Here is a 12,667-nt window from a genome sequence, read left to right as displayed (position 1 = left end):
CCGCAGATGCGCGCGACCATCAGCGCCCGCACCGCCTCGGTCGGCAGCGATGGGCCGGCGCCCATCGAATGGCTGAGCGGCACGCTGTGCTGGAAGGCGATCAGGTCCGCCTGCGCCAACGGCGTGTCGACACAGGCGCCGAGCCCGGTGGTGACGCCGTAGAGCGGCTTGCCGAGTTGGGTGAGATGTTCGATCAGCGCCCTGCTTGCGCGGATGCGGCGCATGGCTTCCTCGCCGAGCACGAGCCGGGCGTTGCGCCGCGCGATTTCCGCGACATCTTCCGTGCCGAGCGGCTTGGCGTCGAGGACGATCACTCTGGCTGTCATCGGGCTATTCCTTGGGCCTCCGGAAATGAAGGCCGAACGAATGGAGGATATCCGGCATCGCACCCGGCCATTGTCGAAAATCCGCCGTTACGATTGCCGTTATCTTTCTTCAACCGGCGGTGCGGCGGCGACAAATGCCCCGTACGGGAAACTTTTGCGCGACTGGTGATTTTGGATATGCTGCGGATCCAAATTGCCAGAAGGTTGCCGTCGATGATGAAGTACCTGACCCTCTTTGCGCTCGTGCTGGCCACGGCCGCGACCGTGTCCGCCCAAGCGGTTGCGGGCGAAAAGCACCATCATCGCCATTATCAGCCGGTCGAGCGCGAGCGCTATGTTCCGGCCAGCGACGATCTTCTCTATCAGCTCTTCGGCGGGCCGCGTTACTACGACCAGCAGCTGTTCACCACCGCCGCTGGCGCTTGCTCCTACGACCGCGTTAGGCCGGACGCGAACGCGACCAACAAGATCAACGACCATCATTGCGGGAAGTAGCCTTCGACTCATACTGACGGGTGCACACATTCTCGCGAAACATTGTATACAATACATAAGAAAGATGTTGACAATCCGCCCTAGGCGGTTTCCCTTAACGCTATCCGCGCAGCCTATGAGCAAAACACAAAGCGCGATAACCAAGGGGAACTGCCAATATGATCAACCGTCGCTCGACTCTGAAATCCATGGCGCTCGGCGCCGTCTCGACCCTGGCCATTGCCGCTGTCGGCATCTCGTATGCGCAGGCTGAAAACAAGGAACTGAAAATCGGCTTTGTCGGCGTCACCAGCGGCCCGGCCGCCGCCTGGGGCACCTCGAACGTGCGCTCGATGCAGACGCGCGCCGCCTGGCTCAACGAGACCGGCGGCGTCAAGATCGGCAACGACACCTACAACATCAACATCGTCACCTTCGACGACCAGAAGGACCCCAAGCGCGCCATCGCCGGCATGGAGAAAATGGCGCAAGAAGGCATCCACTATGTCGTCGGCCCGAACGTGGATGACGGCGCCGCCGCAGTGCGCCCCGTCGCCGAGGCCAACGGCATCATCTATTTCCCCTACGCCTTCCCCAAGGCGCTCTACCAGAAGCCGGCCTCCAACGCCGTGCTGGGCATGATCGCCAATTACCAGTCGGGTCCGGCGATCTATAAATATCTCAAGGAAAACAAGGGCGTGAAGAAGATCGCCTTTGTTGCGGCCAATGAATCCGACCCGCTCAGCCAGCGCGACAGCGGTGTCGAGGCGGCAAAGGCGCTCGGGCTGGAAGTCGTCGCCCAGAACGACACCTACCAGAACGACACGCGCGACTTCACCCCGGTGCTGACGCCGATCGTCGCCTTGAAGCCCGACCTGCTCGTCCTGTCGGGCGTTGCGCCCGCCAATGCGCCGCTGCTCATCCGCGCCGCCCGCGAGCTCGGCTATGAAGGCCTGATCTCGACCGAAACCGCGCAGGACGCCAAGGTTCTGGAAGAGGGCGCCGGCGAATATGCCAACGGCTTCATCTCCGTCGGCGGCGCCTCGACACCGGAGATCGCTTCGGACGAGATGAAGGAATTCGTCACCCGCTACACCAAGATGTTCGGCGAATACAACGACGAGTCCAACACCAAGGTCTATGCGCTGGAATACATCCTCGACACGCTGAAGGCCAATCCGGCCGCGATCAACGACGTTGCCGAATTCAAGAAGACCATGGACAGCTTCACCGCGCCCAATCCCTTCCTGAAGGGCGACGCGAAGCTCAGCTATGTCGGCGCGACGTCCTTCGGCCAGAAGCGCCAGCTCTCGGTGCCGATGGTGGTCAACGAATACAAGGACGGCGCATTCCAGACCCTGTTCGTCGGCTCCGTCGACTAGCGTAACCTTCGAGCGTATTTCCTCAAGCTTGCCATGGGGGTCCGGTCGACAGGCCGGATCCCGCGGAAGATCGAAGGTATCCATGGAACAGGTCATCGCCAACGGATTGTATCTCGGTGCCCAATACGCGCTGATCGCGCTGGGGCTGACCCTGATCTTCGCCCTGATGAACGTGCTCAATTTCGCGCACGGCCAGATGTATGTGCTGGGCGGATTCATCACCTACACCGTCTACGGCCAGCTCGGCTTGCCTTTCGTGGTGGCGCTGCTCGCCTCGGGCGTGACGCTCGCCATCATCGGCGCGCTGATGGAGAAATTCCTCTTCCGCACCGTCATCCGGCGCAGCCATCGCGAGGAAAGCACCATGCTGCTCGCCGCCGCGACCGCCTTCTTCTTCGACGCTGTTATCCTGCTTCTGTTCGGCGAGAAGCAGCGCGGCGTTCCCAAGATCGTCAAGGGCGTGTTCAACGATGTCGGCATCATCATGCCTTACGACCGCATCGTCGTCGGTGCGCTGGCGATCGTCTTCATCGCCGCCTTCGTGTTTTACATGCAGTACAGCCGGGTCGGCCGCGCCATGCGGGCGCTTGCACAGGACCGTGTCGCCGCCCAGCTTATGGGCGTCCGCGTCGACCGCTATTCGATGATCGGCTTCGCCATGGGCGCCATGCTGGCGGGCGTCGTTGGCGGGCTGCTGGTCACCATCACCGGCGTCAATTCAGGCATCGGCGGGCCGATCTCGATCAAGGCCTTCCTGATGGTGATGATCGGCGGCGCCGGCGTCGTCGGCGGCGCGATCGCCGGTGGGTTCATTCTCGGCATGATGGAGTCGGTCGGCCTCACCGTGCTGCGTGAATATGGCGACGTCACCTATCTCGTCATCTTCGCCGCCCTGATGGTGTTCCTGTCGGTCCGCCCCAACGGGCTGATGGGCAAGCCCTGGGGTTGATCGCGCCATGACCCCCGATCGCAACACCAGGATCGCCGCGGTCGTCACTTTCCTGGCGATCGTCTTCATCGCCGTGCCGGTCGCGATCTCGTCGAGCGGCCGCTTCGACCTCTATTACACGCTGACCTCGGTGGCGCTGCTCAGCATCGCCAGCGCCGGCGTCTGGCTCACCTTCTACATCGGACGCATCAATATCGGCCAGGGCGCCTATGCGCTGATGGGCGGCTATGTCTCGGCCATACTGGTGATGAACCATGGCTGGTCATTCTGGCTGACGCTGCCAGCCGCAGGCCTGTTCTGCGCCGCCGCAAGCGTGCTGATCGGCCTGCCGATCCTGCGCCTGCGCGGCGTCTACTTCGCCATGGTCACACTGGTGCTGACCGAGGTGGCGCGGCTGCTCGCGTTGGCGCTGCCGATCACCAACGGCGCCAAGGGCATCGTCAGCATCCCGCTGCCCGGCGCGCTGTCGGTCTTCGGCATCACGCTGATCCCCGATTTCGCCACCCTGCAGAATTCGCGGCTCGCCTTCTATCTGCTGGCGGTCACGCTCATGGTGGTGTGCTTCGCCATCATGTACCGGCTGGTCAACTCGCGCATTGGCAAGCTGTGCCAGTCGCTGCAGCAGAACGAGGAGCTCGCCTCCTCGATCGGCGTCAACATCGCCTATCTGCGCGTCATCGCCTATGCCGTCTCGTCCTTTTTCGGCGGTGTTTCCGGCGCCATCTTCGCCGCCATCTCGCAGTCGATCTATCCGTCGAGCTTCACCGTCACCGATTCCGTCAACTTCATGCTGAACTGTTTCCTCGGCGGCCTCGGCTATGTCTTCGGTCCGATGCTCGGCACGCTGGTGCTCTATTTCGGCTGGGATCTTCTGTTCCAGACCGGCCAGTTCCAGCTGCTCATCTATTCCGGCCTGATGATCGTGCTGATGCTGGTGCTGCCCAACGGCCTGCTCAGCCTTGCCGAAACGACCCGGAAGAAGGGTTGAGCCATGGCCGAAATGCTCGAGGTCTCCGGTATCACCAAACGCTTCGGCGGCCTGGTCGCGGTCAACAACGTCTCCTTCTCGGTGCGCGAGAAGGAGATCCTGTCGGTGATCGGGCCGAACGGCGCCGGCAAGTCGACCTTGTTCAAGCTGATCTCATCCTTCCTGCGCCCGACGACCGGCGAGGTGCGCCTGAAGGGCGAACGCATCTCCGGTCTCGCGCCGCACATTGCTGCCCGCAGGGGCGTGGTGCGCACCTTCCAGGAGACCACCATCTTCAAGAACATGAGCGTGCGCGACAACGTCATCATCGCGCACCATCTGCGCTCCAAGGCGAGCCTGTTCGGCTTCTTCCTCGGCACCGGCACGGCAAAAGCCGACGAAGCGGCCTTCGGCCAATCGGCCGATGAGATTCTGGCGCTGCTCGGCCTCTCCTCGCTCGCTTATGAGATTGCCCGCAACCTGCCGCATGGCCATTTGCGCGCGCTGGGCATCGCCATCGGTCTCGCCACCAATCCTTCCATCCTGCTGCTCGACGAACCCTTCGCCGGCATGAACCATGACGAGACCATGCGCATGGTCGAGATGGTGCGGCGCCTGCGCGAGCGCGGCCTGACCATCCTGCTGGTCGAGCATGACATGCCGGCCGTGATGAAGATTTCGGACCGGCTCGTGGTGCTCAATTTCGGGCAGAAGATCGCCGAGGGAACGCCGTCGGAAATCCAGGCCAACGACAAGGTGATCGAAGCCTATCTCGGCAGCGAAGACGAGGCGATCGGCCTATGAACCGGATCCTGAACTTCGCCAATGTCGAGCTCTATTACGATCACGTCTACGCGCTGAAGGGCGTCTCTCTGGAAGTCAACGAGGGCGAGACCGTCGCGCTGATCGGCGCCAACGGCGCCGGCAAGTCGTCGATCCTTCGCGCCATCACCGGACTGCGCAAGATCCGATCCGGAGAGATCCATTACGGCGGCAAGCGCATCGACGCCGCCGCCCCCGACGAGATCGTCAAGATGGGCATCGCCATGGTGCCGGAAGGGCGCCGCGTCTTCCCCTATATGTCGGTCAGGGACAATCTCCTGATGGGCGCCTTCACACGCACCAACAAGGCCGAGATCGCCGCATCGATGGAGATGGTGCTGGGCCGTTTTCCGCGGCTCAAGGAGCGCTTCTCGCAGGCCGCCGGCACGATGAGCGGTGGCGAGCAGCAGATGCTGGTCATCGGCCGCGCGCTGATGGCGAAGCCGAAACTGCTGCTGCTCGACGAGCCGTCGCTCGGCGTCGCGCCAAAGCTCGTCCAGGACATCGCCCGCTCGATCGTCGCCATCAATCGCGACGAGAAGGTCAGCGTGCTCCTGGTCGAGCAGAACTCGCGCATGGCGCTGCGCATCTCGCAGCGCGCCTACGCGCTGACCACCGGCAGCGTCGCGCTGAGCGGCAACTCCGCCGAACTGCTGACCGACGACCGGGTGAAGCGTCTTTATCTCGGCGGCGAGATCTGAGGCTGATCGGAATGCGCATACTCGTCATCAATCCCAACACCACGCAATCGATGACCGCCAAGATCGGCGAGGCGGCGGCGAGCGTCGCCTCCGGCGCGACGGAGATCGTCGCCGTCAATCCGGCCGACGGCCCGCCGAGCATCGAGGGTTATTTCGACGAGGTTTTCGCCATTCCGGGCATCATCGCCGAGATGGGCAAGGCGCCTGCCGATGCCTATGTCATCGCCTGCTTCGACGACACCGGCCTCGATGCCGCGCGCTGCGCGACGGAGGCTCCGGTGATCGGTATCGGCGAGGCGGCGTTCCATATGGCGAGCCTTGTCGCCGGCAAGTTCAGCGTCGTCACCACGCTTGCCCGCTCGGTTCCCGCGATCGAGCACAATCTGGCGAAATACGGCCTCGCCTCGCGCTGCGCCAAGGTGCGCTCGTCGGACGTCGCTGTGCTCGAGCTCGAACGCCCGGGCTCGAATGCAAGACATCGGATATCGCAGGAGATCGCGCGCGCCATCAGCGAGGACCATGCCGAAGCGATCGTGCTCGGCTGCGCCGGCATGGCCGACCTCGCGCGCAGCCTGTCCGAGGAGCACGGGGTTCCGGTGCTGGACGGTGTGGTCTGCGCCGTCACGTTGGCCGAGAGCCTGTTCAAGGTCGGCTTGAAGACATCGAAGATCGGCGGCTATGCCGCGCCGCGCGGGAAGCGGTTTGCCGGCATGTTCGCACCGCTGTCGCCGGCCGGCTGAGACGCGTCGTTTAAGTCCGGCTGCGCGGGATTGACCACCGCGCAAGCCATATTAGATTGAACCGACCTCTACCAATGGAGGCAAATCAGGCGGGCTGCGCCTGCGCGTTGAAGAGCATGTTGACGGTACTCAGGGAAGAAGATCGCGATGATAAGCCGGCGGCGCGCTGGTCGCCGATCTATTACGGGCTGAGGGACGCCATCGTCAGCCACCGTCTCGCGCCGGGCACCAAGCTGCCGGAAGACGAGCTGGCCTCGATCTATTCGGTGAGCCGCACCGTCGTTCGAGCCGCCTTGCAGGCGCTGGCACATGACCGGCTGGCGCGGCTCGAGCCCAATCGCGGCGCCTTTGTCGCCCAGCCATCGAAGATGGAGGCGCGCGAGGTATTCGAGGCGAGGGCGCTGATAGAGCCCAAGGTGGCGGCGCTAGCCGCCAAAGCGGCGGTGCCGTCGGACATCGTGCAATTGCGTCACCATCTCGAAAAGGAGCATGAGGCGCTGCATGACGGTCGCGACAGCGACGCCATCATGCTGTCGGCGCGCTTCCATGTTGGCATCGCCGAGATCGCCGCGCATTCGGTTTTCACCAATTTCGTGCGCGACCTCGTCTCGCATTCCTCGCTGATCATCGCGCTTTACTGGAAGCGCCGCGACGCGACCTGCGAGAAGCACGCCCATCACGCGCTGGTCGACGCGATCGAAGCCGGCAACAGCGCCGACGCAGCCGCCCTGATGAACAGCCATCTGGTCGACCTGCTCTCCGGTCTCGACCTGACCGACAAGGTGGAAAAATCCGACAGCCTGGCAGATCTGCTGCGCGCTTAGGCGAGAGGAGGCGGTTCGATCGGGCTGCCGAACCGCCCGGGAGTCCGTTAGGCCGCGGCGGCTTGCGAATAGTCCATCTGCTTAAGGTCGGCGATGAGGCCGGGTCCGGTCGGCTGCCAGCCGAGATGCGCGCGCGTCCATTCGCTCGACGCCGGCAGGTCGAGGCCGGCGAACATAGCGAGCCACCCGAAATGGTCCGCAGCCTCGTCCTGCGACAGCGAGACCACAGGGACGTTCAGCCCGGCGCCGATCACTTCCGCGATCTCGCGCACCGGAATGCCTTCCTCGGCAACGGCGTTGTAGCGCACGCCGGTTTCCTGCTTGTCCAGCGCCAGACGATAGAGCTTCGCGACATCCAGCACATGCGCCGCCGACCACCGGTTGCCGCCTTCGCCGAGATAGGCCGACACGCCCTTGGCGCGTGTCTGGGCGATCAGCGGTGTGATCAGGCCCTGCTTCACCGTGTCATGCACCTGCGGCAAGCGCACCACCGACACCTTGACGCCCTTCTCGGCCATCGCCGCGCCGGTGAGTTCCGACAAGATACGCGGATTGGGATGGTCGGTGTTGAAGACGTCTTCTCTCGCCGGCTGTCCGTGTTCGGCGGAGCCCATGCCGACACCCGACGTGATGATGAGCAGCCGGTCCGACCCGGCCAGCGCGCCGCCCAGTGCTTCGATCACACGCTTGTCCTTCTCGCAATTCGCGACGAAGTTCGAGAAATCGTGGTCGAAGGCGGTGTGGATCACCGCATCCGATTTCGCCGCGCCGTCGCGCAGGCTGTCGAGGTCTTCGAGGTCGCCGCGATGCGGCTCGGCGCCGGCGGCGACAAGCGACCGCGCGCCGGCTTCGGAGCGGGTCAGGCCAAGCACCTGATGGCCGGCGGCGAGAAGCTCAGGCACGATTCTCGAACCGATGAAACCGGTCGCGCCGGTAAGGAATACACGCATGGGAGGGTCTCCTGTGGTTGTTCGGAGGCCTTATTTGCGCTACAACTCATTCTGTTAAAGTAGTGACTTTATCATGGTATAATTGCCAACAGGATGGCGATGCCCCAAGAGATTGCCAAAAAAGAGACGACCAACAAGCTGGGCACCTTTCTTCGCGATCGCCGCATGCGCCTCGATCCGGCCGCCTTCGGATTCGCCACGGGGCGCCGGCGCACCCAGGGGCTGCGGCGCGAAGAGGTGGCGCAGCGCGCCAATATCTCCCCGACCTGGTACACCTGGCTGGAGCAGGGGCGGGGCGGCGCGCCGTCCGCCGATGTGCTGAACCGCATCGCCACCGGGCTGATGCTGACCGAGCCCGAACGCGAGCACCTGTTCATGCTGGGGCTCGGCCGGCCACCGGAGGTCCGTTACAGGAACGTCGACAGCGTCACGCCGCGCCTGCAGCGCGTCCTCGATGCCTTGGACCCCAGTCCGGCGATCATCAAGACCGCGACATGGGATGTGGTGGCCTGGAACCGGGCCGCGGCAGCGATGCTGACCGACTATTCCAAGCTGCCGCGCGAGCACCGCAACATCCTGCGCCTGATGTTCGGCAATCCGCGCGTGCGCGACGCGCAGGATGATTGGCAGAACGTCGCGCGTTTCGTGGTCGGGTCCTTCAGGGCGGATGCCACCAGGGCCGGCGCAGGCGCGGAAATCACCCAGCTCGTCGAAGAGCTTTGCCGGATCAGTCCGGAATTCGAGGCGCTGTGGCGCGACAATGACATCGTTCCGCCCCACGGCGAAGGCGTGAAGCGCCTGCGGCATCCCGAGATCGGGCTGATCGAGCTGGAGTTCTCGGTCTTTGCCGTTGACGGCCGGCCTGAGCTCGGCATGATCGTCTACAACCCCGCGACGCAGGCGGATGCGGAACGCATCCGGTCACTGATTGAGTCCCGCTCTGGCTGATGGCGTGTTCCTCAGGCCCTCATCGCCGCGCGTCTCAACGCTTGCGGCGGTTGGCCAAAGCTCCTCATGAAAGCGCGGCGCATGCGCCCGGCGTCGCCGAAGCCACTGTCCTCGGCGATGCGGTCGAGCGGCGCATTGCTGGTCTCGACCGCCATGCGCGCGGTTTCTAGGCGCAGCCGCTCCACCGCCTTGGCCGGTGTCGTGCCGGTCTCCGCAGTGAAGGCGCGAGCGAAGTTCCTCGGGCTCATCGCGGCCTGATCGGCGAGGCGCTCGACGGTCAGCGTCTCGGCGAGTCTGTCGCGCATCCATTCGATCAGTTCGACGAAGCGACCCGAGCGTCCGCCGAATTCCACGAGGCCGGAAAATTGCGACTGACCGCCTGGACGGCGCTGGTGGACGACGAGCTGCTGCGCGGTGCGACGCGCGATCGCGGGGCCGAGATCGTCCTCGATCAGCGCCAGCGCCAGGTCGATGCCGGCAGAGATCCCGGCCGACGTCCACATGCTGCCGTCCTGGATGAAGATGCGCTCCGCGTCGAGCTTCACCTTCGGATAGCGGTGGGCGAAGTCGTCGGTGCTCCACCAATGCGTGGTGGCGGACCGCCCGTCGAGCAGGCCTGCCTCCGCCAGCAGGTAGGCGCCGGTGCACACGCTTGCCGTCCGGCGCAGCTTTGCACGCCGCAGCCAGGCGACGATCTCCTGGGCCGCGGCCATCGAGCGGATGATCTCACCGCCGGAAATGATGGCCGTGTCGAGCGGCTCGGCGTCGGACAGGGGCCGGGCCGCCAGCCGCATGCCGGACGAGCTTTCGACCTCGCCACCGCCCGGCGCCAGCATACTGAGCCTGTAGCTGCCGGGCTGATAGTGCTCGGCCAGCTCGAAGGCTGCTGCGGGCCCGGCCACGTCCAGCAACTGGAAGCCTGGATGGATGATGATGCCAATCATGCGCATGGCAGGTTTTGCCCGATATATGTCATTTCGGCCAAAACCTATCGGAGCTAGCCTGCCGGTCAAGCGTTGGGGTTGGAAGGATTTAGCCATGAGCCTGCGTATCGTGTTGTGGAGCGCCCTGGGCATCCTCCTGATTTTCGTTACGGCCGGTGCCGCCTGGCTGCTGTCGCTGCCCTCGGCATCGCTGGCCGCGGTGCAGCCGGCAATCGACGCCAAGGAGGCCGACGCCACGCTCGCGGCGCTCAAGCCAAAACGGCCGCGCCCGCTGATCGCGATCATCGGCGCCAATGATGGCACCGAGACCACCGACTATCTGATGCCATACGGCATCCTGCGCCGCGCCGACGTCGCCGATGTCGTGGCGCTCTCGACCCAGCCGGGGCCCGTTCAACTGCACCCGGCCTTGCGCGTCGAACCCGATGCGACGATCGCGGCGTTCGATGCCCAGCATCCGGAAGGAGCCGACTACGTCATCGTTCCCGCCATGATGCGCGACGACGATCCGGACGTGTTGAAATGGATCAGGGCCCAGTCGGCCAAGGGCGCCATGGTGATCGGCGTCTGCGTCGGCGCAACGGTGGTTGGCGCCAGCGGATTGCTGGACGGCAAGCGCGCCACGACGCATTGGTATTCGCTAAAGGAACTGCGACAAAAGCACCCGACGATCCGCTACGTCGCCGACCGCCGCTACGTCGTCGACCGGAATGTTGCGACCACCACCGGCATCACCGCGTCGATGCCGATGATGCTGACCCTGATCGAGGCGATTGCCGGCCGCGACAAGGCCGAGGCCGTCGCCCGCGATCTCGGCCTCGTCCATTGGGATGCACGCCACGACAGCGGCGCCTTCAGATTCACGCGGCCTTTCGCGCTGACGGCGATCGGCAACACGCTCGCCTTCTTCAATCATGAGCAGCTCGGCATTCCGCTGACGCCGGGCATGGACGAGGTGTCGCTGGCGCTGGCGGCTGACGCTTGGTCGCGGACCTTTCGCTCCCGCGTCGTCACCTTTGCCGCGAAGGATGGCGCTGTCGTCAGCCGCGCCGGCATCCGCATCCTGCCCGATCAGGTTGCGAGCGATTGGCCGGTAGATCGGAAGGTTTCAGCCATGTCGGACACGCCGCCGGCAAAAGCGCTGGACCGGACGCTCGAGGATATCACGGCGCGCTACGGAGCGCGCACCACCGATTTCGTCGCCATGCAACTCGAATATCCGCGGACACAGCCGGCCCAGTAAACTGTCGGATTTGAAGCGTCAGCTTTGCCGCTGCCTGCCCGATCGCTTAGCGGGAGCCTCGGCGCCGCCCGGCTGCCTTATGTGGTCGATGAAAGCGCGTAACTTCGGCAGCACCTGGTGCCGTTCCGGGTAATAGAGAAAAACCCCCGGTGTGGTCACCGCGAAGCGACCGAGCAGCGCCTGCAGGCGCCCGTCGGCGATCGGCGCTTCGGCGAGCGGGCTCGGCACCTGCGCCAGCCCCACACCCTGGATCGCCGCGCCGAGCAACGACGGATAGTCATGCGCGATCAGCGGTCCGGAGACGATCGCTTCGAAGGCCTTGTTGCCGTCGACGAAGGACCAGGGCGCGACCGAACCGTTGGAGCGGCGTAGGCGCAGGCAGGCATGGTCGCGCAGATCCTCGATGCGCTCGGGTGCCGCGCGCCGGCGCAGATAATCGGGACTGCCGACGACCACCATCGGGAAGGACGGCGTCAGGCGAACCGCGACCATGTCGGGCGCGATCAGGTCGCCCATGCGGATGCCGGCATCGAATCCTTCGGCGGCAAGATCGGCCAGCTCGCCGCTGGCGACGATCTCCAGCTCGATCTCGGGATAGGCCTGGCAGAAGGAGGCGATCATCGGCTCCAGCAGCACCGGCACCACGGCCGGCGGTACCGAGAGACGCAACAGCCCGGCCGGCCGCTGCCCCATGCCGCGCGCGATCTCGCTCGCGGCGATCAGCTCCTCGAAGGCCGGCCGGGCGCGGGCGAAGAAGCGCTCGCCGGCTTCGGTGAGACCCACGCTACGCGTCGTGCGGATGAAGAGCGCGGCGCCGATGCGCCCCTCCAGCGTGCGTATCGCCTGGCTGATCGCTGACGGGGTGACCGCAAGCTCGGCCGCCGCCTTGCGGAAATTGCGATGTTTCGCGACACTCAAGAAGGCTTCGACGCCGTCGAGCGCGCCATGCCTGACTGTGAAATTCTGCTTCATGACCCATCGACATTATCGCGGATAGTTGCCGGCAGAAAGCGGTCGTATCTGTTGCTGACTTGGAAGCCTGAAGGGAAGTGGCAATGACCGACGAACTCGATCGCGTGCGCGATCACTACCGCGCGACCGGCCTGACCGATCGATTGAAGACCGCGCTGGCGGCGTTGGGGTCTGAGGAACAGCGGCTGCGGCCTGAACAACTCGCGACGCTAGACCAGTTCCACACCCGCGGGCTCGCCGCGACGGCCGAGCTCGCTAATCTGGCGGTCATCACCGCCGACATGTCGGTGCTCGACGTCGGGTCGGGCGTCGGCGGTCCCGCCCGCTTCCTGGCGGCGACCCATGGCTGCGAGGTAACCGGCGTCGATCTCAGCGAGCCCTTCGTCGAGCCCGCGCGCTATCTGACGCAGCGAACCGGGCAGGAC

General features: G+C 64.8%; 15 protein-coding genes. 11 read left to right on the top strand and 4 right to left on the bottom strand.

The window, feature by feature from the left end:
• Positions 1-326, bottom strand: a 326-nt coding sequence (locus EOA23_RS24750) for an aromatic amino acid lyase (RefSeq protein WP_189341692.1), incomplete at its 3' end; no start/stop codon positions are given.
• A gap of 177 nt (positions 327-503) precedes the next feature.
• On the opposite strand from EOA23_RS24750, the gene EOA23_RS24745 reads away from it, so the two are divergent.
• The 8 genes from EOA23_RS24745 to EOA23_RS24710 all read left to right on the top strand — a co-directional run bounded on the left by EOA23_RS24745 (position 504) and on the right by EOA23_RS24710 (position 7,185).
• Positions 504-821: a hypothetical protein gene (locus EOA23_RS24745; RefSeq protein ID WP_348628580.1), complete on the top strand. Its 318-nt coding sequence runs from the start codon at positions 504-506 to the stop codon at positions 819-821.
• Positions 822-979: 158 nt separating this feature from the next.
• Positions 980-2,182, top strand: a complete 1,203-nt coding sequence (locus EOA23_RS24740) for an ABC transporter substrate-binding protein (RefSeq protein WP_126062394.1) — start codon at positions 980-982, stop codon at positions 2,180-2,182.
• Between the two features lie 82 nt (positions 2,183-2,264).
• Positions 2,265-3,131, top strand: a complete 867-nt coding sequence (locus EOA23_RS24735; protein WP_127306081.1) for a branched-chain amino acid ABC transporter permease — start codon at positions 2,265-2,267, stop codon at positions 3,129-3,131.
• A 7-nt stretch (positions 3,132-3,138) separates the two neighbouring features.
• On the top strand, positions 3,139-4,119 hold the full coding sequence (locus EOA23_RS24730; RefSeq protein ID WP_127306080.1) for a branched-chain amino acid ABC transporter permease: 981 nt from the start codon (positions 3,139-3,141) through the stop codon (positions 4,117-4,119).
• 3 nt (positions 4,120-4,122) lie between these two features.
• Positions 4,123-4,902: an ABC transporter ATP-binding protein gene (locus EOA23_RS24725; protein ID WP_126062391.1), complete on the top strand. Its 780-nt coding sequence runs from the start codon at positions 4,123-4,125 to the stop codon at positions 4,900-4,902.
• The gene (locus EOA23_RS24720) at positions 4,899-5,621 is read left to right on the top strand and encodes an ABC transporter ATP-binding protein (RefSeq protein WP_127306079.1); all 723 of its coding nucleotides are present in this window, start codon (positions 4,899-4,901) and stop codon (positions 5,619-5,621) included. Before EOA23_RS24725 ends, EOA23_RS24720 begins: the two co-directional genes overlap by 4 nt.
• Positions 5,622-5,632: 11 nt before the next feature.
• Positions 5,633-6,361: an aspartate/glutamate racemase family protein gene (locus EOA23_RS24715; RefSeq protein WP_127306078.1), complete on the top strand. Its 729-nt coding sequence runs from the start codon at positions 5,633-5,635 to the stop codon at positions 6,359-6,361.
• Between the two features lie 116 nt (positions 6,362-6,477).
• On the top strand, positions 6,478-7,185 hold the full coding sequence (locus EOA23_RS24710) for a GntR family transcriptional regulator (RefSeq protein ID WP_127306077.1): 708 nt from the start codon (positions 6,478-6,480) through the stop codon (positions 7,183-7,185).
• Between the two features lie 47 nt (positions 7,186-7,232).
• On the opposite strand, the gene EOA23_RS24705 is transcribed toward EOA23_RS24710, so the two are convergent.
• Entirely contained in the window at positions 7,233-8,135 is a 903-nt protein-coding gene (locus tag EOA23_RS24705; protein WP_127306076.1) for an SDR family oxidoreductase, read from the bottom strand.
• Positions 8,136-8,234: 99 nt separating this feature from the next.
• Between EOA23_RS24705 and EOA23_RS24700 the strand changes: the two genes are divergently transcribed.
• A complete protein-coding gene (locus EOA23_RS24700; protein WP_127306075.1) occupies positions 8,235-9,083 on the top strand; it encodes a helix-turn-helix transcriptional regulator in 849 nt (282 codons plus the stop codon).
• Between the two features lie 11 nt (positions 9,084-9,094).
• Here EOA23_RS24700 and EOA23_RS24695 read toward each other — a convergent pair whose 3' ends face one another.
• Positions 9,095-10,027: a GlxA family transcriptional regulator gene (locus EOA23_RS24695; RefSeq protein ID WP_189341693.1), complete on the bottom strand. Its 933-nt coding sequence runs from the start codon at positions 10,025-10,027 to the stop codon at positions 9,095-9,097.
• A 94-nt stretch (positions 10,028-10,121) separates the two neighbouring features.
• Between EOA23_RS24695 and EOA23_RS24690 the strand changes: the two genes are divergently transcribed.
• A complete protein-coding gene (locus tag EOA23_RS24690) occupies positions 10,122-11,270 on the top strand; it encodes a DJ-1/PfpI family protein (protein ID WP_127306073.1) in 1,149 nt (382 codons plus the stop codon).
• 18 nt (positions 11,271-11,288) lie between these two features.
• Here the strand turns inward: EOA23_RS24690 and EOA23_RS24685 are convergent, their stop codons facing one another.
• On the bottom strand, positions 11,289-12,242 hold the full coding sequence (locus tag EOA23_RS24685) for a LysR family transcriptional regulator (RefSeq protein ID WP_127306072.1): 954 nt from the start codon (positions 12,240-12,242) through the stop codon (positions 11,289-11,291).
• Between the two features lie 83 nt (positions 12,243-12,325).
• Here EOA23_RS24685 and EOA23_RS24680 point away from each other — a divergent pair.
• The coding region (locus tag EOA23_RS24680) for a class I SAM-dependent methyltransferase (RefSeq protein ID WP_145966474.1) at positions 12,326-12,667 on the top strand (342 nt) is incomplete at its 3' end.

The organism is Mesorhizobium sp. M2A.F.Ca.ET.042.01.1.1 (assembly GCF_003997405.1).
In the GTDB taxonomy this organism is placed as follows: domain Bacteria; phylum Pseudomonadota; class Alphaproteobacteria; order Rhizobiales; family Rhizobiaceae; genus Mesorhizobium.
Note: the sequence above shows the minus strand (reverse complement) of the source record. Positions and strands in the feature narration are given on the sequence as shown.